General features: G+C 72.3%; 22 protein-coding genes and 1 other RNA gene. 12 read left to right on the top strand and 11 right to left on the bottom strand.

Annotated features, from left to right (window positions below; genetic code table 11):
- Nucleotides 1-34 precede the first annotated feature (34 nt).
- Nucleotides 35-760 carry an ABC transporter permease gene (locus ACWC2B_RS00845; RefSeq protein ID WP_450714279.1) on the bottom strand — a complete coding sequence of 242 codons (726 nt, stop codon included), beginning with the start codon at nt 758-760 and terminating at the stop codon, nt 35-37.
- Nucleotides 760-1698 carry an ABC transporter ATP-binding protein gene (locus tag ACWC2B_RS00840; protein ID WP_450714278.1) on the bottom strand — a complete coding sequence of 313 codons (939 nt, stop codon included), beginning with the start codon at nt 1696-1698 and terminating at the stop codon, nt 760-762. Before ACWC2B_RS00840 ends, ACWC2B_RS00845 begins: the two co-directional genes overlap by 1 nt.
- A gap of 361 nt (nt 1699-2059) precedes the next feature.
- Here ACWC2B_RS00840 and ACWC2B_RS00835 point away from each other — a divergent pair, with 361 nt between their 5' ends.
- From ACWC2B_RS00835 to ACWC2B_RS00825, 3 genes are read left to right on the top strand one after another with little or no spacing between them, the layout of a single operon-like run.
- Nucleotides 2060-2932, top strand: a complete 873-nt coding sequence (locus ACWC2B_RS00835; RefSeq protein WP_450714277.1) for a MaoC/PaaZ C-terminal domain-containing protein — start codon at nt 2060-2062, stop codon at nt 2930-2932.
- A 34-nt stretch (nt 2933-2966) separates the two neighbouring features.
- Nucleotides 2967-4043, top strand: coding sequence for a Zn-dependent alcohol dehydrogenase (locus tag ACWC2B_RS00830; protein ID WP_450714276.1), 1077 nt, complete (start codon nt 2967-2969; stop codon nt 4041-4043).
- A gap of 33 nt (nt 4044-4076) precedes the next feature.
- Complete coding sequence (locus ACWC2B_RS00825) at nt 4077-5039, top strand: 3-oxoacyl-ACP reductase (RefSeq protein WP_450714275.1); 963 nt, start codon at nt 4077-4079, stop codon at nt 5037-5039.
- A 129-nt stretch (nt 5040-5168) separates the two neighbouring features.
- Here ACWC2B_RS00825 and ACWC2B_RS00820 read toward each other — a convergent pair whose 3' ends face one another.
- On the bottom strand, nt 5169-5321 hold the full coding sequence (locus ACWC2B_RS00820) for a hypothetical protein (protein WP_450714274.1): 153 nt from the start codon (nt 5319-5321) through the stop codon (nt 5169-5171).
- A gap of 54 nt (nt 5322-5375) precedes the next feature.
- On the bottom strand, nt 5376-6509 hold the full coding sequence (locus ACWC2B_RS00815; RefSeq protein WP_450714273.1) for a hypothetical protein: 1134 nt from the start codon (nt 6507-6509) through the stop codon (nt 5376-5378).
- Between the two features lie 228 nt (nt 6510-6737).
- Here ACWC2B_RS00815 and ACWC2B_RS00810 point away from each other — a divergent pair, with 228 nt between their 5' ends.
- The 4 genes from ACWC2B_RS00810 to ACWC2B_RS00795 all read left to right on the top strand — a co-directional run bounded on the left by ACWC2B_RS00810 (nt 6738) and on the right by ACWC2B_RS00795 (nt 10866).
- Complete coding sequence (locus ACWC2B_RS00810; protein WP_450714272.1) at nt 6738-7790, top strand: ABC transporter substrate-binding protein; 1053 nt, start codon at nt 6738-6740, stop codon at nt 7788-7790.
- A gap of 95 nt (nt 7791-7885) precedes the next feature.
- Nucleotides 7886-8734 carry a Nif3-like dinuclear metal center hexameric protein gene (locus ACWC2B_RS00805; protein WP_450714271.1) on the top strand — a complete coding sequence of 283 codons (849 nt, stop codon included), beginning with the start codon at nt 7886-7888 and terminating at the stop codon, nt 8732-8734.
- Complete coding sequence (locus ACWC2B_RS00800) at nt 8731-9474, top strand: zinc ribbon domain-containing protein (RefSeq protein WP_450714530.1); 744 nt, start codon at nt 8731-8733, stop codon at nt 9472-9474. Before ACWC2B_RS00805 ends, ACWC2B_RS00800 begins: the two co-directional genes overlap by 4 nt.
- Nucleotides 9475-10866 (top strand): bifunctional RNase H/acid phosphatase, encoded by a 1392-nt coding sequence (locus ACWC2B_RS00795; RefSeq protein ID WP_450714270.1) that lies wholly within the window; start codon nt 9475-9477, stop codon nt 10864-10866.
- Between the two features lie 446 nt (nt 10867-11312).
- Here the strand turns inward: ACWC2B_RS00795 and eda are convergent, their stop codons facing one another.
- Together eda and yaaA are read right to left on the bottom strand one after the other, a co-directional pair.
- Complete coding sequence (gene eda / locus ACWC2B_RS00790) at nt 11313-11963, bottom strand: bifunctional 4-hydroxy-2-oxoglutarate aldolase/2-dehydro-3-deoxy-phosphogluconate aldolase (protein ID WP_450714269.1); 651 nt, start codon at nt 11961-11963, stop codon at nt 11313-11315.
- Nucleotides 11964-12035: 72 nt separating this feature from the next.
- Nucleotides 12036-12836: a peroxide stress protein YaaA gene (gene yaaA, locus ACWC2B_RS00785; protein ID WP_450714268.1), complete on the bottom strand. Its 801-nt coding sequence runs from the start codon at nt 12834-12836 to the stop codon at nt 12036-12038.
- A 172-nt stretch (nt 12837-13008) separates the two neighbouring features.
- On the opposite strand from yaaA, the gene ACWC2B_RS00780 reads away from it, so the two are divergent.
- Entirely contained in the window at nt 13009-14451 is a 1443-nt protein-coding gene (locus tag ACWC2B_RS00780; RefSeq protein ID WP_450714267.1) for an RNB domain-containing ribonuclease, read from the top strand.
- Nucleotides 14452-14507: 56 nt separating this feature from the next.
- Here ACWC2B_RS00780 and ACWC2B_RS00775 read toward each other — a convergent pair whose 3' ends face one another.
- Nucleotides 14508-15110 carry a hypothetical protein gene (locus ACWC2B_RS00775; protein WP_450714266.1) on the bottom strand — a complete coding sequence of 201 codons (603 nt, stop codon included), beginning with the start codon at nt 15108-15110 and terminating at the stop codon, nt 14508-14510.
- Entirely contained in the window at nt 15107-15895 is a 789-nt protein-coding gene (locus tag ACWC2B_RS00770; RefSeq protein WP_450714265.1) for a MerR family transcriptional regulator, read from the bottom strand. Before ACWC2B_RS00770 ends, ACWC2B_RS00775 begins: the two co-directional genes overlap by 4 nt.
- Before the next feature lie 106 nt (nt 15896-16001).
- Here ACWC2B_RS00770 and rnpB point away from each other — a divergent pair.
- Nucleotides 16002-16406: RNase P RNA component class A (gene rnpB / locus ACWC2B_RS00765), an RNA gene on the top strand.
- Between the two features lie 124 nt (nt 16407-16530).
- On the opposite strand, the gene ACWC2B_RS00760 is transcribed toward rnpB, so the two are convergent.
- Together ACWC2B_RS00760 and ACWC2B_RS00755 are read right to left on the bottom strand one after the other, a co-directional pair.
- On the bottom strand, nt 16531-17757 hold the full coding sequence (locus ACWC2B_RS00760; RefSeq protein ID WP_450714264.1) for a cytochrome P450: 1227 nt from the start codon (nt 17755-17757) through the stop codon (nt 16531-16533).
- Nucleotides 17754-18461 (bottom strand): tRNA-dependent cyclodipeptide synthase, encoded by a 708-nt coding sequence (locus tag ACWC2B_RS00755; RefSeq protein WP_226598788.1) that lies wholly within the window; start codon nt 18459-18461, stop codon nt 17754-17756. The genes ACWC2B_RS00760 and ACWC2B_RS00755 overlap by 4 nt, the downstream gene beginning before the upstream one ends.
- A 346-nt stretch (nt 18462-18807) precedes the next feature.
- Between ACWC2B_RS00755 and ACWC2B_RS00750 the strand changes: the two genes are divergently transcribed.
- The 3 genes from ACWC2B_RS00750 to ACWC2B_RS00740 are packed head-to-tail and all read left to right on the top strand — an operon-like array spanning nt 18808 to nt 20979.
- On the top strand, nt 18808-19002 hold the full coding sequence (locus tag ACWC2B_RS00750; RefSeq protein WP_450714263.1) for a hypothetical protein: 195 nt from the start codon (nt 18808-18810) through the stop codon (nt 19000-19002).
- Nucleotides 18995-19723, top strand: a complete 729-nt coding sequence (locus ACWC2B_RS00745) for a hypothetical protein (RefSeq protein ID WP_450714262.1) — start codon at nt 18995-18997, stop codon at nt 19721-19723. Before ACWC2B_RS00750 ends, ACWC2B_RS00745 begins: the two co-directional genes overlap by 8 nt.
- Entirely contained in the window at nt 19720-20979 is a 1260-nt protein-coding gene (locus ACWC2B_RS00740; RefSeq protein ID WP_450714261.1) for a sensor histidine kinase, read from the top strand. The genes ACWC2B_RS00745 and ACWC2B_RS00740 overlap by 4 nt, the downstream gene beginning before the upstream one ends.
- Before the next feature lie 170 nt (nt 20980-21149).
- On the opposite strand, the gene ACWC2B_RS00735 is transcribed toward ACWC2B_RS00740, so the two are convergent.
- Nucleotides 21150-21482 carry a MazG-like family protein gene (locus tag ACWC2B_RS00735; protein WP_450714260.1) on the bottom strand — a complete coding sequence of 111 codons (333 nt, stop codon included), beginning with the start codon at nt 21480-21482 and terminating at the stop codon, nt 21150-21152.
- Between the last annotated feature and the right edge of the window lie 60 nt (nt 21483-21542).

Here is a 21542-nt window from a genome sequence, read left to right as displayed (position 1 = left end):
CCGTACTGGTGGTTCGTGCGCTCGCGGCCCGCGCTCACGCGGTCCGTGCGGACCGACGGTAGGAGACCACGGCGTACGAACCGAACGCCACCAGCCAGGCTGCCATCAGCGCGATGGTGGCCGCACCCGGGGCGTGGCCCTGCGAGGTGGCCCAGCCGAGGTCGGCGAAGCGGTGGGTCGGAGTGTACTCGGCGATGTGACGCAGCCAGCCGGGGAAGGCCGAGACCGGGAACCACAGGCCGCCGAGGATCGCGAGGCCCATCAGGCAGGCCACGTTGACCACGCCGGTGGCCTGCGCGGAGAGCCGGTAGCCGTTGCCGAGGCCGAGCATGGTGAAGGGCAGCGCCCCGATCCACAGGAGCAGTGTGAGGACGACCCACTGCCAGGCGTCCAGGCGTACGTCGTTGATCACCGCCCCGGCCAGGAACACGGCGAGGATGCCGGGCAGTACGGTCACCGAGTTGCTGATCGCGCGCCCGGTCACCACCCGGTTCGGCGCGAGCGGGGCGATCCGCATCTGCCGCAGCCAGCCGATCGTCTTGTCGGCGGCGACCCCGGTCCCGGCGTTCATGGCGGCACCCAGCGCGCCGTACGCCGCCATGCCGATCATCGATTGGACCTTCCAGTCGGCGCCGTTGCTCTGGCCGCCGCCGATGTTGGTGAAGAGCAGGTACATCAGCACCGGCATCCCGATGCCGAAGGTCACGAAGGAGGCGTCACGGAGCGTGCGCCGCATCTCCAGCTTGATGTACTCGAACATCAGACGGTCTCGCTTTCGCGTGCGGTGAGGGAGAGGAAGGCGTCTTCGAGGCTGGCGGGGGCGACTTCCAGGTGGCGGACGGCGCCCATCGCGGCCAGCGCGACGACGGTGGCGTCCGAGTCGTCGCTGCGCAGCCGGGCCCGGCCGCCGTGGATCTCGACGGTGGCCACGCCGGGCAGTTGGGACAGGCCCTCGGTCGGCATGCCCGCGAGGTCGAAGGAGACGAGGCTGCCCCCGGCCGCCCGCTTGATGGTCTCGCCGGGTCCGTCGGCGACGATGCGGCCCTGGTCGATGACGACGATGCGGTCCGCGTTGTCGTCGGCCTCTTCGAGGTAGTGGGTGGAGAACATGACCGTGTTGCCCCGGCCGGCATAGGTGCGCATCGACTCCCAGAACGCGCGGCGCGCCTCGACGTCGAGCGCGGCCGTCGGCTCGTCGAGCAGCAGCAGTTCGGGGTTTCCTGCGAGGGCCATGGCGAACCGGACCCGCTGGGTCTGGCCGCCGGAGAGCTTGTCGACCCGGCGGTCACCGAACTCGGTGAGCCCGGCGAGCGCGAGCGCCTCGGCGACCGGCATCGGCTTCGGGTACATGCTGCCGATGAAGAACACCAGCTCGCGCACGGTCACCCGGGGGATCGGGCTGCCTTCCTGGAGCATCGCCCCGACAAGACCGGCCCGTACGGCCTGCTCCGGGGTCCGCCCGAAGATCCGCACCTCGCCCGCGTCGGGCTCGTTCAGGCCGAGCAGCAGGCTGATGGTGGTGGACTTGCCGGCCCCGTTGCGGCCGAGGAGCGCCACGGTCTCGCCGCGCCCGATGGTCAGCTCGGCCCCGTTCACGGCCCGGACCGCCCCGTAGGACTTGACCACCCCGCTGAAGCGGACCGCGGTCGCGCTCTGTGCCGGCCTCTGCGCCGCGCTCTGTGTCGTCGTCTGCGTCATGTCCTGAACGCTACGGAGCCGGGCGGGTCCCGCCCCAGATGCGCATGTACGGAGCTGGGCAGGACAAATGTCCTGGGTGCCCCCGCCGATGGGCAGGGGGCGCCCCCTCCGAAAGTGGCATGGGGCGGCCCCGTCGAAAGTGGCACGGCCCGGCCCGGCCGAATGATCTGACGCTACGTCAGGAGTCTTCACAACCGCCGGGGCGTGCGCTATACCTAGGGGCCATCGGCCTAGAACGCGTTCTAGAACGGCCAACGGGTCCTCGGTCCGGTCCAGTACGACCTCGGTGCGGCCGACGGTGCGGACGGCCGCACCGAGGTCTTTTCCCGTGCCCGCACAACGCTCAAGGAGCAGCATCCACATGCCCATTGATGCCGCGAAGGCGGTCGCCGCCGAGCCCCGGTCCACCGAGATCTCCTGGGACCACAAGGACGTACAGCTCTACCACCTGGGGCTCGGGGCAGGATCGTTTCAAGGCAAGCACAGTCCCGCCACCGACCCCGACGAGCTGCGCTACACCCTGGAGTCCCGGCTGCACGTGCTGCCCTCCTTCGCGACCGTCGCGGGCGCCGGCATGGGCGTGGTCGGCGGGCTCTCCGCGCCCGGCATCGACGTGGACCTCGCGGCGGTCCTGCACGGCGGGCAGGCCATCACCCTGCACCGGCCGATTCCCGTACGGGGCAAGGCCACCTCGACCTCCAAGGTCGCCGCCGTCCACGACAAGGGCAAGGCCGCCATCCTGGTCCTGCGCACCGAGGCCGCCGACGCGGACGGCCCCCTGTGGACCAGCGACGCGCAGATCTTCGTGCGCGGCGAGGGCGGTTTCGGCGGGGACCGGGGCCCGTCCGCCCGCGTCCCGCAGCCCGAACGCGCCCCGGACCACACCGTCGAGCGCCCGGTCCGCGAGGAACAGGCGCTGCTCTACCGCCTTTCCGGGGACTGGAACCCGCTGCACGCCGATCCCGACTTCGCCAAGCTCGCCGGCTTCGACCGGCCGATCCTGCACGGCCTTTGCACGTACGGCATGACGCTCAAGGCCGTCGTGGACACGCTGCTCGGCGGCGATGTGGCCCGGGTGCGCTCGTACGCCACCCGTTTCACCGGCGTCGTCTTCCCGGGGGAGACCCTGCGCATCCGGATGTGGTCGGGGCCCGGCCGCGTCCAGGTGTCGGTGACGGCCGTCGAGCGGAACGACGCGCCGGTCCTCGCCGACACGGTCGTCGAACACAACTGAGCTCACTTATCCGGTACTTGAGGGGAGCCGCACCATGCGCGCAGCCGTACTGCACGAGATAGGCCAGGACAAGCTCGACGTGCTCGACGACGTGGAGGCGACCGGCTTCGGCCCGGGGAAGGTCAAGCTCCGCGTCCGCGCCACGGGCCTGTGCCACTCCGACCTCTCGGCGATGAGCGGCGTGCTGCCGCAGCCCGCGCCGTTCGTGCCGGGACACGAGGGGGCCGGGGAGGTCATCGACGTCGGCGACGGCGTCACCGGTCTCAAGCAGGGCGACCGGGTCCTGATGTGCTGGCTGCCCGCGTGCGGGGTGTGCCCGTCCTGCAAGCGGGGCCAGACCCAGCTCTGCCTGGCCGGCTTCATGAACGCCGGGACCCCCAACTTCAGGCGGGCCGGCGGCGACGTGTTCGGCTTCGCGGGCACCGGCACCTTCGCCGAGGAGGTCGTCGTCGCGGCCGGCTGCGCGGTCCCCATCCCCGACGACGTGCCGTACGAGATCGCCGCCCTGATCGGCTGCGGCGTGACCACCGGGCTCGGCGCGGCCATCAACACCGCCGAGGTGGAGGCGGGTTCGTCGGTCGCGGTCATCGGCTGCGGCGGGGTCGGCATCTCCACCATTCAGGGTGCCCGGGTGCAGGGCGCGGCCCAGATCGTCGCGGTCGACCCGGTCGCATCCCGGCGCGAGGCGGCGCTCGGGTTCGGCGCCACGGAGGCGGTCTCGCCCGAGGAGTTCGCCGACGCCAAGCAGCGCGTCACCGCGGGCGAGGGCTTCGACTACGTCTTCGAGGTGGTCGGCCGCTCCGCGACCGCCCGCACCGCGTACGAGAACACCCGGCGCGGCGGCACCCTGTGCGTGGTCGGCGCGGGCGCCATGGACGACTTCTTCCAGGTCAACATGTTCGAGCTGTTCTTCGACGAGAAGCGCATCCTGCCGTCCCTGTACGGCGGCGGCGACGTGCTCCGCTCCTACGAGCGGGCCATCGCGCTGTGGCGGGCCGGCCGCATCGACCTGGAGAGCCTGATCACCCACCGGGTGCAGCTCGCCGGGATCAACGACGCCCTCGACCAGATGCGGACCGGCGAAGCCCTCCGTACGTGCATCGAGATCTGATCCACCACCCCACAGTGAGAGGATCCAACCGGCATGGCAGCACTGCCACTTGAAGGCCTGTCCGCGATCGTCACCGGAGCCGGGCGCGGGCTCGGCCGGGCCGAGGCGCTCGAACTCGCCCGGCTCGGCGCGGCCGTCGTCGTCAACGACTTCGGGCAGCCCGGGCGGGACGGCTCGGGCCAGGCGTCGAAGGGCCCGGCCGAGGAGGTCGCCGCCGAGATCCGGGCCGCGGGCGGGCGGGCCACCGCCCACACCGGCGACGTGGCCGACCACCAACAGGCCCGCGAACTGGTCCAGTTGGCGATCGACACGTACGGCAAGCTCGACATCCTGGTCAACAACGCGGGCATCCTGCGGGACCGGATGATCTTCTCCATGAGCGAGGCCGAGTGGGACTCGGTGATCCACGTGCACCTCAAGGGCCACTTCAACACCACCCACTTCGCCGCCGCGCACTGGCGCGAGCGGTCCAAGGCGGCGGGCGGCCCCGTCCACGGCCGCATCGTCAACACCTCCTCCGAGGCCTTCCTCGCCGGTTCGGCGGGCCAGCCCAACTATGCGGCGGCCAAGGGCGGCATCGTCGGCCTCACCACCTCCACCGCCCTCGCACTCGGCAAGTACGGGGTCACGGCCAACGCGATCTGCCCGCGCGCCCGTACCCGCATGACCGAGGACGTGTTCGCCGCCATTCCAGCGAATTCAGGCAGCGAGGAGCCGGGGGAGGGGCAGCTCGACCCGCTGGCGCCCGAGCATGTCTCGCCGCTCGTCGGCTACCTGGCGTCGCCCGCGGCCGCCAAGGTCAACGGGCAGCTCCTGGTCGTGCACGGCGGCATGGTCGCGATCGTCGAACGGCCCAGGGTGGCCGCCAAGTTCGACACCGCCAAGGAGGTCTTCTCGTACGAGGAGCTCGACGAGCTGATCTCCCCCTATTACGAGGACAGGCCCGCAGGCGAGACCTTCGCGGCGGCCGAGGTGCTCGGGCTGAAGCACGGCTGAAGTGCGGCTGAAGTGCGGCTGAAGTGCGGTTCGAGCGGGGCTGAAGCGAGGCTCAGGCGCGGCTCAAGCGCGTGAAAAGGGCGGGGCTCCCGGGGCGAACCACCCCGGGAGCCCCGCCCGTTCCCCGGCTCAGGCGTTGCTGCCCGCGTTCTCCTCGCGCCGGTGGCGTCCGTGGGCCGGCGTCATCGAGTCCTCGGTCGAGGCCGCCCCGCCCCGGTGCCTGCCGTTGCTGTCGGTCCCGGTACCCGTCTCCTGCGGACGGGTGTCGGTCTGGTTGGACATGAGCTGTGGTCACCCCGTAGTCGTCTTCACTGTGCGTCGTACAGGGCGCCGATTCTAACGATCTCCCGACAACTGCCGACGGCCGGTCAGAGGTGCCTGCCCCAGCGGTACGGGCTTGGCCGCGGCGGGCTTGGCGGGCGCCGGCGGCGGGGCGGGCGGGGCCGGTTGCGGGTCCGGCGGCGCGGGCAGGTCGAGCAGCGCGCACGGGTTCGCGTCCGTGACGTACGGAAGCCGCAGCACCCCCTCCGGTGTCCAGAGCCCCGCGCCCGCCAACCACCCTTGTGGCGCCGCCCGTTGGTGGAGGTGGCGGCCCGCCGGGCGCCAGATGCCGACCCAGGTGCCGCCCGCCGCGTCGATGCGCAGGGCCACCGCGCAGGACTCCGGTGTGAGGACCTGGCCCGGCTGTATGGCGAACGGCGTGACCGCCGCGTCCGCCAGGCGCAGGCACTCGGGGAAGCGCACCGGGAGGGCGGAGCCGAGCACGCCCCAGCCGAGCCGGTCGTGGCCCGGCGCGTCCGAGCGGATCAGGAGCAGCCCGCTGTCGGCGTCGGCGAGCAGCAGCCGGTCGTTGCTGTCGTCGGTGATCTGGAGCAGGTCGGTGACCTCGCCTCCGCGCTCCAGGTCGACGGCGACCGCCTTGGTGGTGCCGTCCAGTTCGCGGTCAAGGGCGAGCATACGGCCGGTGCGGTCGAGCCAGACCCCGCCCGAGCAGCGCCCCTTGATCCGGGCGACCAGCTCGGGGCCGAACGCGCCGCCCGCCACCAGCCACAGGGCCGTGCCGTCCGGGCCCGCCGCGAGCGCGTAGGCGCAGCTGCCGTCCGGGGAGGGCGGGAGCAGGGTGAGCTCGCCCTCGCCGGCGTCGACCGCGCCCAGCGGCAGCTCGCCGGTCGCGGGTCCCGTGGGATAGAGCAGAGCGAAGGAGTGCCGGTCGGCGACCCTGCGGTGGATGAGCACCCTGCCGTCCGCCATGGGCAGCACCCCGGCGTCGGGCTCCTCGGGCTGGTTGCCGGGGAGCGGCACCGCGTACGGCTCGGGGCCGTCGAGCGTCCAGCGCTCCGGGAACCAGGCCGCCCCCGCACCCGCGTCGCGCACCAGCCTCGCGGCGTACGAACCGTTCGCGGTGATCGCGAATCCCGTACTCCTGACCGCGCCGCCCTCGGCAGCGGTCTCGATGGCCAAAGCCGTCATCAGATGGCTCACCTCCGGCCCCCGAAGCTAGTTTTCGCACTTCCAACCGAACGACACGAGGCCACTGGCTTCACACCAAAGGGTGGCTGTCGGGCGATTCGCCTGTGCGGGGGGAGACGGATGTGCAGGAACGATTTATGTAAGGTTAGGCGTGCCTAAGTCGCACTGATGGATGTTTTCGGTCAGACACGGGCTCTCAAGTGATCCCCCGCCGTACAGGAGCCTGTGATGTCCCTACGCCGCCGCGGCACCGCCGCCGTAGCCCTCGCCGTGGCCGCCGGGCTCTCCCTCGCCGCCTGCGGAAGCGGCGACAGCGGGGGCAAGCCGTCGGCCGCGGCCTCGGGCAAGGCCGACGCGGGCGGCAAGAAGTCCGTCGCGCAGGGCGGCAAGGACTTCGCGGCGGCCGCCGACAGGACGGCCAGGATGGGCACCGACGCCCAGCCCGGCCAGTTCCCGCGCACCGTCAACCACGCCATGGGCGCCACCGAGATCAAGGCCCGGCCCCAGCGGGTCGTCGTCCTGGACGTCGGCGAGTTCGACAACGTCGTCTCGCTCGGCGTCCAGCCCGTCGGCTACGCCCCGACCGAGGGCGACGAGGGCATCCCCGGCTATCTGACGAAGGGCGCGGGCGAGCCGAAGAACGTCGGCACGATCAACAGCCTCAACCTGGAGGCGATCGCCGCGCTGAAGCCGGACCTCATCCTCGGCAGCCAGCTGCGCGCCGCCGACAAGTACAAGGAACTCTCCAAGATCGCCCCGACGGTCTTCTCGATCCGCCCCGGCTTCCCGTGGAAGCAGAACTATCTGCTCAACGCCGCCGCCCTCGACAAGAGCGCCGAGGCGAAGGCCAGGCTCGCCGCGTACGAGACGAAGGCCAAGCGGCTCGGCACCGACCTCGGCGCGCACAAGCCGACCGTCACGATGCTCCGCTACATGCCGGGCAAGGTCCGCCTGTATGCGAAGGCATCCTTCGTCGGCACGATCCTGGACGACGCCGGCATCCCGCGCCCCAAGAACCAGCAGGCCGTCGACCTGGCGACGGAGGTCGGCCCGGAGACCATCGACCAGGCGGACGCCGACTGGGTCTTCACCGGCGTCTACGGCGACCCGAAGAAGTCCAAGCGGGACAGCGCCGAGTCGAACCCGCTGTGGAAGAACCTGAAGGCCGTCAAGGCCGGGCAGGCCAAGGACGTCAAGGACGAGACCTGGTACCTCGGCCTCGGCGTCACCGCCGCCGACTCCGTCCTGGACGACCTGCGCGGCTTCCTCGTCAAGAAGTAGCCCGGGGAGCGCACCGAAGCCCTGGGCCGGGCTCCCGGCGAACAGGAGCGCCGGCGGCCGACCGGCGGGGTGCGGAGCGCAGGTAACCTGTCTACGTGCCCCGCCTGTCTGAAGTCATCGCCGCGCTCGACGCCCTCTGGCCGCCCGAGCGGGCCGAGGGGTGGGACGCCGTCGGCACGGTCTGCGGCGACCCGGACGCCGAGGTCCGCCGGGTCCTGTTCGCCGTCGACCCCGTCCAGGACATCGTCGACGAGGCGCTGAAGCTCGGCGCCGACCTGATCGTCACCCACCACCCGCTCTATCTGCGCGGCACCACCACGGTCGCCGCCGGCCACTTCAAGGGCCGCGTGGTGCACACCCTGATCAAGCACGACATCGCCCTGCACGTCGCGCACACCAACGCCGACACCGCCGACCCGGGCGTCAGCGACGCCCTCGCGGGCGCGCTGGACCTGCGGGTGGTACGGCCCCTGGTGCCCGACGCCACCGACCCCTCGGGCCGCCGCGGCCTCGGCCGGGTCTGCGAGCTGGACCCCCCGATGACACTCGGCGAGTTCGCCGCCCGCGCCGCCGCCCGGCTGCCCGCCACCTCGCAGGGCGTCCGCGTCGCGGGCGACCTCGAAGCGACGGTGCGTACGGTCGCGGTCAGCGGCGGCTCCGGCGACAGCCTCTTCGACGCCGTACGGGCCTCGGGCGCCGACGCCTTCCTCACCGCGGACCTGCGCCACCACCCGGTCTCCGAAGCCACCCAGCACTCACCGCTGGGCCTGGTCGACGCCGCGCACTGGGCCACCGAATGGCCCTGGTGCGAGCAGGCCGCCGCCCAGCTCGACGAGATTTCCGACCGCCACGGCTGGGACCTGAGGGTCCACGTCTCGAAGACGGTCACGGACCCGTGGTCCGCCCACCACACCTCCCCTTCTATTGATGGAGCCCCCAACTGAACGCCGCGCCCGCCGACCAGATCCGCCTCCTCGACGTACAGGCGCTGGATGTCCGCCTGTCGCAGCTCGCCCACAAGCGGAAGTCGCTGCCCGAGCACGCCGAGATCGAATCGCTGAACAAGGACCTCACGCAGCTGCGTGACCTCCTGGTCGCCTCGCAGACCGAGGAGAGCGACACCGCCCGCGAGCAGACCAAGGCCGAGCAGGACGTGGACCAGGTGCGCCAGCGCGCCGCCCGTGACCAGCAGCGCCTCGACTCGGGCGCCGTGTCCTCGCCGAAGGACCTGGAGAGCCTCCAGCACGAGATCACCTCCCTCGCCAAGCGCCAGGGCGACCTGGAGGACGTCGTCCTCGAAGTGATGGAGCGCCGCGAGGCCGCCCAGGAGCGCGCCGCCGAACTGACCGAGCGGGTCTCCTCCGTGCAGGCCAAGACCGACGACGCGACCGCCCGCCGCGACGCCGCGCTCGCCGAGCTCGACGCCGAGATCGCCTCGGCGACCAAGGAGCGCGAGATCGTCGCCGGTTCCGTCCCGGCCGACCTGCTCAAGCTCTACGACAAGCTGCGTGCGCAGCAGGGCGGCGTGGGCGCGGCCCGCCTTTACCAGCGCCGCTGCGAGGGCTGCCGCCTGGAGCTCAACATCACCGAGGTCAACGAGGTCAAGGCCGCCGCTCCCGACACGGTCCTGCGCTGCGAGAACTGCCGCCGCATCCTGGTGCGCACCTCGGAATCGGGTCTGTAAGTGCCTTCCGTGCCTCCCGCGGGCCGGCAGTTCGTCGTCGAAGCCGACGGCGGCTCCCGGGGCAACCCGGGTCCCGCCGGCTACGGCGCGGTCGTCCTCGACCCGGCGACCGGCGAGACGCTCGCCGAGGCGGCCGAGTTCATCGGCGTCGCCACGAACAACGTCGCCGAGTACAAGGGGCTCATCGCGGGGCTGCGCGCCGCGCGGGAACTCGACCCGGCGGCGCGGGTACGGGTCCGCATGGACTCCAAGCTCGTCGTCGAGCAGATGTCGGGCCGCTGGAAGATCAAGCACCCCGACATGAAGCCCCTCGCGGCCGAGGCGGCGCGCATCCTGCCGTCCTCACAGGTGTCGTACGAGTGGATCCCGCGCGAGCGGAACAAGCACGCCGACCGGCTCGCCAACGAGGCGATGGACGCGGGCAAGCGGGGCCGGGTTGGGGTCTCCCCTGCTCGAACGGAGTTGAGAGCTTGGGGAAGGGAGCCGTCGGCATCCACGGCGGACCTGTCCGCCTCAGCCTCTGCTTCTGCCGACGCGAGTGCCGCCCGGGTGGTCGGCGACGCGGCGGCGGGCGCGGCCAGGGCGCGGGCGGCGCTGGCGGGGGCGACGGCTTCGGCTGGTGTTCCGGCTCCGGTGGGCGTGCCGGGCTCGGGGTTGTCGGGTGGCTCGGCTTCGACTTCCGGGCCCTCCATGTCGGCCTCAACTTCCGTACAGGACAAGCCTGTTGAGGCCGCGCCGACCGTCGGCTGGGGGGCGTCCGCCGATCTGGGCGCGCCCGCCACGTTCGTACTCCTCCGCCATGGCGAGACGGCGCTGACGCCCTCGAAGCGGTTCTCAGGGAGCGGCGGAACGGACCCCGAGCTGTCGGCCGTCGGGCGCGGCCAGGCCGAACGGGTCGCCGCCGCGCTCGCCGAGCGCGGCACCATTCAGGCGATCGTGTCGTCCCCGCTGCGGCGGTGCCGCGAGACAGCGGCGGCCGTGGCGGCCCGCCTCGGACTCGACGTCCACATCGAAGAGGGCCTGCGCGAAACGGACTTCGGGGCGTGGGAGGGGCTGACCTTCGCCGAGGTGCGCGAGCGGTATCCGGACGACCTCGACGCCTGGCTCGGCTCCGCGAAGGCGGCCCCGACGGGCGGCGGCGAGAGCTTCGCCACGGTGTCCCGGCGCGTCTCGGCGGCCCGGGACCGGCTGATCGCCGCGTACCCCCGGCGCACGGTGCTCGCGGTCACCCATGTGACCCCGATCAAGACCCTGGTCAGGCTGGCCCTGGGGGCGCCGCCGGAGTCCCTGTTCCGGATGGAGCTGTCGGCGGCGTCGTTGTCGGCGGTGGCGTATTACGGGGATGGCAATGCGTCGGTGCGGCTGCTGAACGATACGGGGCACCTGCGGTAGCTCTTGCTGTGGGGTGCGGGGCGCTGCGCGGGGTGCGGATATCTGGGTGCGGGCCCGTTGGGGCTTCTTGCGCAGTTCCCCGCGCCCCTCAACCCGTTTTCGGCCGCGGACCGTGGCTGGTTGCTCGCGCAGTTCCTCGCGCCCCTGACTCGCTTTCGGCCGCGGGCCGGCGGGGGCTGGTCGCGCAGTTCCTCGCGCCCCTGGCAGGGTTGGTGCCGGCCTGCACCGGCATCTTCAGCCTGTCATGGGGGTCCCCCCTGGCCCTTAAGGCCTTGGGGGAGTTTGAGGACGAGCGCCCTTCAGGCGCGATACGGGGTCTGGGGCGGAGCCCCAGGGAACTCGGCTTCCCCTTTTCCAACCCCCGGCGGGTTTCGGGAAGGGGTGGGGTGGGGCGCCTCCGGGGCCTGGGGCGGAGCCCCGGCGCACCCTGGTGGGCACCCGGTACCTCAGCGGGCTCGCAATGCCGCGGCCTCGCGGGCCAGGGTTTCGACCCGGAGCCAGTCGCCGGTGGCGATCGCGTCCTGCGGCAGCATCCAACTTCCGCCTACGCAGGCTACGTTCGGCAGGGTCAGGTAGTCGGGGGCCGAGGCCAGGGAGATGCCGCCGGTCGGGCAGAACCGGGCGCGGGGGAGCGGCGCCGAGAGGGACTTGAGGTAGGCCGTGCCGCCCGCCGCCTCCGCCGGGAAGAACTTCATCTCCGTCACGCCCTGTTCGAGCAGCGTGACGACCTCCGACGCCGTGGAAACCCCGGGCAGGAAGGGCACCCCCGACGCCTTCAGCGCGTCCAGGAGACCGGGGGTGCAGCCCGGGCTCACCAGGAAACGGGCCCCCGCGTCCACCGCGTCGGCGGCATGGACCGGCGATATCACCGTGCCCGCCCCGACCACCGCCTCCGGCACCTCGGCCGAGATCGCCCGGATCGAGTCAAGGGCGGCCGGCGTGCGCAGGGTCACCTCGACCGCCGGGAGCCCGCCCGCCACCAGCGCCCGCGCGAGCGGCACGGCGTCGGCGGCGTCGTCGATCACCGCGACCGGGAGGACGGGGGCGAGATCCAGCACGGAGGCGTGCGCAGGGGTGGGCGCGGCGGAGGGCGTCATGAGCCCATCCTGCCGAGGGTGTGCGGAGCGCGCAACGCCCGTTGCGCATGTTGCAACAGCTGCCGCTGTGGGTCAGTGAATCTGCGTCACGACCACGTCCAGGGCCCAAGCGCGGCCCGCCTTGGCGGGGGCCTCGCCCTCGACCACGTAACCGAGGTCCCGCAGCGCCGTCACCAGCTCGGCGGGGTTGGCGGGGCCGGCACCGGCGGTGAGCAGATCGCGTACGAGCCGGCCCTTCGTCGCCTTGTTGAAGTGGCTGACGACCGAACGCTTCTCCACGCCGTCGACGATCTGGGAGTGCAGCACCCGCACGGTGGCCGTGCGGCCCGCGACGGCGCCCTTCGGCTTCCAGGCGGCGGCGTACGCGGAGGAGCGGAGGTCCAGGACGAGGCCCTCGCCCGCGGCCTCCGTCATGACCGGGTCCATCACGGTCCGCCAGTACGCCCCGAGCGCGCCCAGGCCGGGCAGCTTCACGCCCATCGAGCAGCGGTAGGAGGGAATCCGGTCACCGATGCGGACGGCGCCCCACAGCCCCGAGAAGACGAGCAGCGCCTTCGCGGCCCGGCGCTTCGCCGCTGCGTCGAGGGTGGCGAGGTCGAGGGCGTCGTACAGGACGCCGGTGTAGATCTCGCCGGCCGGGCGGGTGCCCGCGGTGCGCAGCTCGACGTTCTTGGCGACCTCGCCTCGCAGACCCTCGCTGAGCCCGAGCACCTCGCGGGCCTTGCCCTCGTCACCGGCGCACAGCTCGACGAGCTCGTCGAGGACGGCCGCGCGCGCCTCGGCGAGCCCCGGCAGGGACAGCGACTCCGCCTTCAGCGGCGCCCCGCGACCCGAAGCGGCCTTTCCTTCGGAGGGCGGCAACAGCACCAGCACGGCGATTCTCCTTCTTGTACGTACGGGGAGGGGGTGCGGCCCCCGCGCCAGCGTAACGCCGCGCTCCGCTTGGACCGGCCAGGTCTTCCCGGCACCAGGTGGCCGCGCGGCCCCGAACGGGCGGGAGGTGGGAAAACGTGCTCAGAGCCCCGCTCAGCCATACGCTCGGGGCATGCCAAGGCGCCACCTCCGCGTGACCGGCGCAGCAGAGGCCCCGCTGCGTGCCGCGCTCACCGCACTGCGTACGACGCTCGACGTCCCCGCCGACTTCCCGGCCGACGTCCTCGCCGAGGCGGAGCGCGCGGCAGCCGCACCCCGCCTCCCCGCCCACGACGCGACCGGCATCGACTTCTTCACCATCGACCCGCCCACTTCCACCGACCTCGACCAGGCGATGCACCTGGAGCGGAGGCCGGGCGGCGGGTACCGGGTGCACTACGCGATCGCCGACGTCGCCGCGTTCGTCACGCCCGGAGGTGCTCTGGACGCCGAGGCGCACCGCCGCGTGACCACCCTCTACTTCCCGGACGAGAAGACCCCGCTGCACCCCGTCCTCCTCTCCGAGGGCGCCGCGAGCCTGCTCCCGGACCGGACACGCCCCGCCCTGCTCTGGCGGATCGAACTCGATACGGACGGCGCGATCACCGCCACCGACGTCCGCCGTGCTCTCGTCCGCAGCCGCGCCAAGCTCGACTACGAGGGCGTCCAGCGGCAGATCGACACCGGCACCGCGCCCGATTCCCTCGCCCTGCTCCGCGACATCGGCACCCTGCGCGAACAGCGGGAAGTCGCCCGCGGCGGCATCTCGCTCAACGTCCCCGAGCAGGAGATCGTCGAGCACGACCACCGCTACGACCTCACCTACCGCGCCCCGCTGCCCGCCGACGGCTGGAACGCCCAGATCTCCCTGCTCACCGGCATCGCCGGCGCCCAGCTGATGCTGGCGTACGGCACCGGAATCCTGCGCACCCTGCCCAGCGCCCCGGACGGCGCGGTCGCGCGGCTGCGCCGCTCGGCGACGGCGCTGCACATCGACTGGCCGCACCACGTCCCGTACGCCGCCGTCGTCCGCTCCCTCGACCCGCGCGAGCCGAACCACGCCGCCTTCCTCCAGGAGTGCACGACGCTGCTGCGCGGCGCCGGGTACACCGTGTTCACCCGCCACGCCGAGCCCGAGCTCGCCGTCCACGCCGCGGTGGCCGCCCCGTACACGCACTGCACGGCCCCGCTGCGCCGCCTCGTCGACCGGTACGCGGGTGAGCTCTGCCTCGCCGCGGTGGCGGGCCAGGACCCGCCGGACTGGGTGGCCGCCGCGCTCGAAGCGCTCCCCAAGGAGATGGCCCGGGGCGCGGGCCGGGCCAACACCGTGGAGCGCGAATGCGTGGACATCGTCGAGGCGGCGCTGCTCAAGGACCGGGTGGGCGAGGTGTTCGACGCGACGGTCGTCGACGTGAAGGAACAGCAACCGGCCGTCGGCACCATCCACTTGGCCGATCCGGCGGTGGTGGCCCGCGTCGAGGGCGGCGGCCGGCCGCTCCCGCTCGGCGAGCACCTGAGAGTCCGCCTGACCCAGGCCGACCCCGGCACGGCCAAGGTCCTGTTCGCCCCCGCGTGAGGCAGCCGGGCGGGCGGCTGGGCAGGGTGGCTGGGCAGGGCGGCCGGGCGAGGTGGCTAGGCGACCGCCGCCGTCAGCGCCTTCGCCAGTTCCGCCGACTCGTCCGCGTGGAAGCGTATGACCGTCACCTCGCGCCGCTTTCCCAGGAGTTGTACGTAGGTGATGGGCTCGGTCAGTTCCACCGTCAGGGAGGTCTGGGAGCCGACGGACAGCTCCAGGACGTCGTCCGACACCGCCCCGCCCGCGCCCTGGAACCTCAACTCCCTGCGAATATGGGCTATTTGGGCCAGCGGAACGGCCAGGTCCACCCGGGCGCCCGCGCGCAGGCGCAGGGTGTCCGGCGTCAGTACGTGCGGCCGGGTCACGGCCGCGGCCTGCATGCCGAGGGCCAGGACGACCGTGTACAGGTCCAGGATCAGCAGGACCGCGTGCACCGCCGGCCAGTCGCGGACCAGGAACGACACCCCGATCGTTTCGACCACGCACACGAAGGCCAGCCCGTACACCGTCGCCGCCTGCGGGCTCGCGTACCCGAACGCCCGGTCCACCGGCCCCACTTGATGGCGGCGACGGGCGGCCCACAGCCCGAAGCTCTTGAGGACCCGCGCCTCGTGCGCGGCGAGTCGGCGGACGGACTCCGGGAGGACCTGCCGTGTCATTCGGCCGCCCCGCCCTTCTCCGGCGTCTTCGCCACCAGCAGCATCGCTCGACGTACCGCCTCCGCCTGGGCGGGTGCGAAGTCGGCGAGGAAGGCATTGAGGAAGCCCTGGTCGGCCGGTGCCGCGGTCGTGGCGGTCTCCGCCGTCAGCTCGGGCGGGAGGCAGTCGGCCAGCGCCCGCGCCGCCGCGTCCACCCGGGGGTCCGCGGGGTCGGCGTCCGCCAGTGCGTCGAGCAGCGCGTACACCTCGTGCGCGCGCTCGGCGGCGCCCGGCACGGCGGCAGTGGACCGTACGGCGGCCATCAGCCGGTCCCGGTCCTCGGGGGCCGCGGCGGTCTCCATGAGGGCGAGCAGCTCGCGGTCCTTGGCGGCCGTCGGCGAGGTGGTCTCCTGGGAGCCCAACTCCGCGAGGAGGTCGGCCAGTTCGGGGGATAGCTCGTCGTCGGTCGTCAGGCGGCCGTCCCGCGCGCGGGCGAGCAGCGTGGCGAGGCGGGCCCGGCGGACCCGGATCTCCCCCTCCTGGCGAGCCAGGTCCGCGTCCAACTCGCCCAGTACGTCGACCAGTTCGTGCCCGGCGTCGTCGGCGATCACGTCCCGCACCTCGTCGAGGCCGAGGCCCAGTTCGGTCAGCCGCCGGATGCGGGCGAGCGCGACGGCGTCCCGCACCGAGTACTGCCGGTAGCCGTTGGCCAGCCGAGCCGGTTCCGGCAGCAGGCCGAGGTGGTGGTAGTGCCGGACGGCCCGCGTGGTCACCCCTACCAGCGCGGCGATCTCAGAGATCCGCATGGCTCCAGTAGAAACGTTGACGCTGCGGCAGGGTCAAGTGATCCTTTCGGCGGGACCGGCGGCCGTTGTGCCGCCCCGCGCCGGGTAGCATGGTCGGCACGGCAGACGAGCCGGGCGGACGGCCGCGTGGAGATCCTCTGGATCTTCCCGAGGAACGTCCGGGCTCCACAAGGCAGGGTGGTGGCTAACGGCCACCCGGGGTAACCCGCGGGACAGTGCCACAGAGAACAGACCGCCGGGGATTTCGGTCCCCGGTAAGGGTGAAACGGTGGTGTAAGAGACCACCAGCGCCTGAGGTGACTCAGGCGGCTAGGTAAACCCCACCCGGAGCAAGGTCAAGAGGAGCCGCCGTGAAACGCGGCTCTGCGCGGACGATCGAGGGCAGCCTGCCCGAGTCCGCGGGTAGACCGCACGAGGCCGGCGGCAACGCCGGTCCTAGATGGATGGCCGTCGCCCCGACGACCGCGAGGTCCCGGGGTACAGAACCCGGCGTACATGCCCGACTCGTCTGTCGTCACTCTCGGCAGAGGCCCCTGCCCAGGTGAAACACCTGGGCAGGGGCCTTTTCGTGGCTTCGGAGCCGCGTTCTGCGCGAGGGCGGGGGCCGTGGCGGCGCGGCGGTCAGCGGGGGCCGGTCACCACAGGACGGGCAGCCGCTCGGGGATGCGCTTCATGAAGCCGGTGCGCCACACGAGCTGCTCGATGGGGACGGCGAGGTCGAGGCCGGGCATCCGGTCGAGCAGCACCTCGATGGCGATCTGTGCGTGGCGCTTGCCGAGGGCGGTCGCCGGGCAGTAGTGGCCGCCGCCGCCGAACGACAGGTGAGCGTTCGCGTTGGGGCGGTCCAGGCGCACGGTGTGCGGGTCCTCGAACTCCCGCGGGTCGTGGTTGGCGGCCTCGACCAGGACGAGGACCAGTTCCCCCTGCTGGATCTCGACGTCGCCGAGCAGCATGGTCTCCGTCGCGATGCGCGGCAGCCCGTCGGCGATGGACAGGTTGATGCGCAGCAGCTCGTCCACCGCCGCCGGAATCAGGGACGGGTCGGCCACGAGCCGGGCCTTGAGTTCCGGGTGCTGGATGAGGGAGACGATCGCCATGGTGAGGAACCCCATGACGGAGATGACTCCGGCGCCGAACATGGTGACGCCGACCGTGGCGAGCATCTCGTCCGTGAGGTGCGCGTAGTCGGGGTCGTCGCGCAGGGCCGCGAGTTCGCCCAACAGGCCGCCGGTTTCCGGGTCGTTGAGGCGCCGCACCATGTGCGCGATGTCGCGGTCCCAGTTCATCGCCGCGGCGGGGATCTCGCGCGGGGAGTTCATGAACGCGATGTGCAGCGAGTCGTACAGCTTCTCGGAGTCCGCCTCGGGGATGCCGAGGATGTAGGTGTGCAGCGCAGTGGAGTACGGCACGGTGAAGTCGTACCGCAGATCACTGGGCGCACCGGCGGCCATCAGGCGGTCGGCGAGGTGGCGGGCGCGCTCGTACAGCCAGTCCTCAAGCCCCGGCGACTTGGGGTTCAGGGCCTTCATCACCGCTTTGCGGAGTCCGGCGCCGGTGATGTTGCCCATGTTGTTGACGACCTCGGGCGGGATCGTCAGCGCGTACTGCCGGGGCGCACCGGGCGCGGAGGTCTCGGCGAGCGAATACCGGTCGTCGTCCAGGACCTGACGGCACAGCGGATAGGAGGACACCAGCCACGCTTCCGCTCCGGCGATGGTGCGGACCTTCTTGACCGGCTCATGGGCCAGGAGCTGCGCGATCTGGGGAGGCAGGGCGGTGCCGTTGGCGTCGAACGGGAACCGCGTCAGCTGGTCGTGGTCCACGGGGCAGCCCGGCGCGGTGGGGGCAACGGTGGTGGTCATGCGGGCTGCTCCTGGGTGTCGGCGGGGTTGATGATGGCGTGGCCCTGGTTGCGGGAGGCGCGCAGCCCGTAGCCCCGCGCGTAGAGCAGCTCCGCGAGGGGGAGCGCCTGGTGGTAGCAGTTGAGGGAGCTGGGGACGTCGAGGATGGCCGGGGTGTCGAGGAACAGCGGCACCTCGGCGCAGACGTACTTGATGCACACCTCACGCTGCCGGTCGGTGGGCGGCTGCCCGTTCAGCTTGCCGGCGAGGAAGCGCGCGGCGAGCTGATCACAGACCTCGCGGAACTCGGGATCCGCGGTCAGCAGGTCGTCGAGCCGGGTACGGATGCGCTGGTAGGCGGGGATCTCCAGGAGCGCGGACATGGGGCGTCCGCGCAGGCGCTTCCCCTCGGGGTCGAGGAATCCCACGGCGCCGGTCACCTTGGCGCGGACGCCACGGAGGTTCTTCACCGCTTTGCGCTGTGCCTCCACCGGTGGATAGCCGAGAGCTTCGAACATCTCGGCGACATGCAGGTCCGTCCAGATCAGATCGACCTGACGGAAGTGCTCCAGACCCCAGTTGGCGAGGTCGAGGACGCGTTCGTGCGTGAAGTAGCCGTTGCCGGAGGAGATACCGATGACGGCGTGATCGCCCTCGTCGTGGATCACTTGGCAGTGCGGGGTGTACGGGTGCACGGCGAAAACGCCAGCTATGGCAGTCGTCAACGTCAATTTCCCCTGGCGCCGCTAGTCCCAGCAGGGCCCGATGCCCTGGGTGTGGCGGCGCGGAACCGACGTTAGCCTGATGACAGCGTGTTGATCTATCCCTACCAGCAAGTTACCTACGGATTTCGTTGTACGGGGGGTGCGCGGGCTTCCGCCCGGCAGCCTCGCGGCGCCGCCCCCTTCCCACCTGCCGCCATCACCCCACGTGACCCGACGTTCATCCTCCGTGTGGCGGAACGGGATGCGCGGTCGTAGCGTGATCTGCGGTACCGGCCGGAAGTCCGCGCGCCAGTCGAGGCGGCGGGGGTGCCGCACAGTTCGGCTCGGGGACGCGAGGAGAAACGCCGTGCCTTCCTTTCGCTTTCCCGTGATGCTGGCGCTCGCAGCGTGCGCCTTCTTCCTCTGCCGCAAAGGCGGCACGAAAATCTCCCACGCGCTCGTCTGTGCCGGGTTCGGGTTCTATCTCGCCGATTCGGCCGTCGCCCCCTCGCTGCACACCGCGCTCAACTCCGTCACCGGCATGCTCGGACGGCTTGGCTGAGCGCGGGGGCCCCGACCGCCGCCGCGTGCGGCGGCTCCTCCTGGCCGGCTGCCTCGTCGCCGTACTGACGGGCTGCGCGGACATGGAGGGGCTGCACCGCGACGGGGCGGCGGCGAGCGTGGCTCCGCCGGAACCGCTGTGGCCGCAGGCCCGGCCGTCCCCGGCCGGCCCCGAGCAGCAGCGCGGCCGGCCCTTCGCCGTGCCCGGCATCGCGAAGGTGGCCTCCGGCGACATGCGCGACGCCGACCCGCTCGCCGTCGTCAAGGCCGACCTCGCCGCCACCGAACGCGAGGACCAGGGCACCGGCCGGCTCGTGGACCGCCGGGCCGCCGAGCGGATCGTGGGCTGCGTCCGGGCCGCCGCGTGCGGGGTGCGCGAACCGGTGCTGCGGGACCTGACCGACGACGGGCGGGCCGAGCTGATCACCGCCGTCGACATCGACGGCCGGGCGAGCGAGATGCGGGTCTACCGCGTGGTCGACGGGGTCGTCACCCGCGTCTTCTCGCGGCGCGCGGTCCTCGAAGGCGTCGAACTCGCCGCCGGGCACCTCGCCATCCGCGAACCCACCTCCAACGACCGGTTCGTGTACGTCTCGCACTATGGCTGGGACGGCAGGATGATGGCCCTCATCGAGCTCAAGCTCGACACCTGCCGCGCCCTCAAGCAGACCTCCGGCATCCCCTGCGTCACGCCGTCGCCCACCCCCGGCGGCCCCTCGTGACGGCCTGGCAGGAGCGGCTGAGGCCGGGCTGGACGTACGGCCTGCGCTGGAAGATCGTGCTCACCGTGGCCGGGGTGGCCTGCGCTGTCGCCGCGATCCTCGGCGTCCTCGTGCACAACGTGCTGACCCGGCAGCGGGTGGACGAGGTCCGCAAGGAGGCGCGGCAGAGCCTGGACGCCGCGCTCAAGGAGTACGCGTACGGCACCGAGACCACCGGCGGGCACGCCGCCGTCCTCGACCCGGTCCAACTGCCGGACGGGCTGCGGAAGTTGGCGATGGGCGGCGAGCGCGGGCTGATGGTCGGCGAGCAGGACGGCAAAGCGGTCATGTGGGCGGCGGCCCCGGCCGGCGGGCACGTCCTCGCGGTGTCCATCCCGTACGCGAGTACCCGCGACCACCTGCGCCAGATGGACACCGCGATCCTCGGCTCCGCGCTGCTCGCGGCGGGCAGCGTCACGCTGGCCGGGACCTATTTCGCCGGGCGGATCAGCCGGCGGCTGCGCCACACGGCCGCCGTCGCGCGCCGGATCACCGAGGGCGACCTCGACGTGCGCACCGGGATCCCGCCCGGGGGCAAGGCCGCCGAACGCGACGCGGTGACGGCGGTCGCCGTCGCCCTGGACTCGATGGCGGCCTCCCTGCAGCGCCGTCTGGAGTCGGAGAAGCGCTTCACCGCCGACGTCGCGCACGAGCTGCGCACACCGCTCACCGGGATGCTGGCCGCCGCCGGGCTGCTGCCCGAGGGGCGGCCCAAGGAGATGATCAACGACCGGCTCAAGGCACTGCACACCCTCACCGAGGACCTCCTGGAGATCTCCCGCCTCGACGCGGGCGCCGAGCAACCCCAGCTCGCCGAGCACGAGTTGGGCCCGCTGGTGGAGCGCGCGGTCCGCGCCACGGCGCTGGACTGCGAGGTCCACGTCGTACGAGATGCGACCGTACGCACCGATCGGCGCAGGCTCGACCGGATCATCGCCAACCTCGTCGTCAACGCCCACCGGCACGGGGCGCCCCCGGTGACCCTCACGGTGAACGGCCCGGTCGTCGAGATCCGCGACCACGGCCCCGGCTACCCCGCCGAACTGATCGACAGCGGCCCCCAACGCTTCCGCACCGGCGACCCCGGCCGGGGAAGGGGTCACGGCCTGGGCCTGACGATCGCAGCGGGTCAGGCGGAGGTACTGGGCATAGCCCTGACCTTCACCAACGCCCCGACGGGCGGCGCGGTGACAACCCTGCGTCTGCCTACGGCCTAGTTGGACGAGCCGTGCTGGGCGCCCTACAGGGGCGCGGGGCTGTGACATGGTGCGGCTCCGCCGCGCGGGCGCGACCGGGAGTTCTGGGCGCCCTGCAGAGGCGCGGGGAACTGCGCGCTCAGCCCCCACCGGCCCGCGGATGAACACTCGCACCCCCCCCCGCAAAGGGCTCAGCCGCTGCCAAGCGACCGCCGGGCCACCTTGGCAAGATGGGCATCGAAGACGCCCTCCGCGTCGGGAGTCAGCGTGGTCAGCGCAACCATCGCCGTGACAATGACGTCGCAGAGTTCGGCCTGCACGTCCTGCCAGCTGTGCGAGACGCCCTTGCGGGGGTTCTGGCCGGTCGCTCCGATGACGGCCTCGGCGACCTCGCCGACCTCCTCCGACAGCTTCAGCATCCTGAGCAGCGTCTGCTGCTCGGGAGGTACGGGGCTCCGCTCGGTCAGCCAGGCGTGCAGCGCGGTGACCGTGGGCCAGGGGGAGTTCCAGGTGGCGTCGTCCATGCGCCCACGGTGCCATCCGGCGGCGCACCGATGGCGCACCGGGGCGGGGTGGGGTGTCCT

It is taken from the genome of Streptomyces sp. NPDC001415, from assembly GCF_053597395.1.
The sequence above is the reverse complement of the archived record's forward strand: the minus strand, read 5'-3'. Positions and strand labels throughout refer to the sequence as shown.

What these genes read in the sequence shown, in the direction of transcription:
- ACWC2B_RS00845 (WP_450714279.1), bottom strand. Translation starts at nt 760, where the DNA reads ATGTTCGAGTACATCAAGCTGGAGATGCGGCGCACGCTCCGTGACGCC.
- ACWC2B_RS00840 (WP_450714278.1), bottom strand. Translation starts at nt 1,698, where the DNA reads ATGACGCAGACGACGACACAGAGCGCGGCGCAGAGGCCGGCACAGAGC.
- ACWC2B_RS00835 (WP_450714277.1), top strand. Translation starts at nt 2,060, where the DNA reads ATGCCCATTGATGCCGCGAAGGCGGTCGCCGCCGAGCCCCGGTCCACC.
- ACWC2B_RS00830 (WP_450714276.1), top strand. Translation starts at nt 2,967, where the DNA reads ATGCGCGCAGCCGTACTGCACGAGATAGGCCAGGACAAGCTCGACGTG.
- ACWC2B_RS00825 (WP_450714275.1), top strand. Translation starts at nt 4,077, where the DNA reads ATGGCAGCACTGCCACTTGAAGGCCTGTCCGCGATCGTCACCGGAGCC.
- ACWC2B_RS00820 (WP_450714274.1), bottom strand. Translation starts at nt 5,321, where the DNA reads ATGTCCAACCAGACCGACACCCGTCCGCAGGAGACGGGTACCGGGACC.
- ACWC2B_RS00815 (WP_450714273.1), bottom strand. Translation starts at nt 6,509, where the DNA reads ATGACGGCTTTGGCCATCGAGACCGCTGCCGAGGGCGGCGCGGTCAGG.
- ACWC2B_RS00810 (WP_450714272.1), top strand. Translation starts at nt 6,738, where the DNA reads ATGTCCCTACGCCGCCGCGGCACCGCCGCCGTAGCCCTCGCCGTGGCC.
- eda (WP_450714269.1), bottom strand. Translation starts at nt 11,963, where the DNA reads ATGACGCCCTCCGCCGCGCCCACCCCTGCGCACGCCTCCGTGCTGGAT.
- ACWC2B_RS00780 (WP_450714267.1), top strand. Translation starts at nt 13,009, where the DNA reads ATGCCAAGGCGCCACCTCCGCGTGACCGGCGCAGCAGAGGCCCCGCTG.
- ACWC2B_RS00775 (WP_450714266.1), bottom strand. Translation starts at nt 15,110, where the DNA reads ATGACACGGCAGGTCCTCCCGGAGTCCGTCCGCCGACTCGCCGCGCAC.
- ACWC2B_RS00770 (WP_450714265.1), bottom strand. Translation starts at nt 15,895, where the DNA reads ATGCGGATCTCTGAGATCGCCGCGCTGGTAGGGGTGACCACGCGGGCC.
- ACWC2B_RS00760 (WP_450714264.1), bottom strand. Translation starts at nt 17,757, where the DNA reads ATGACCACCACCGTTGCCCCCACCGCGCCGGGCTGCCCCGTGGACCAC.
- ACWC2B_RS00735 (WP_450714260.1), bottom strand. Translation starts at nt 21,482, where the DNA reads ATGGACGACGCCACCTGGAACTCCCCCTGGCCCACGGTCACCGCGCTG.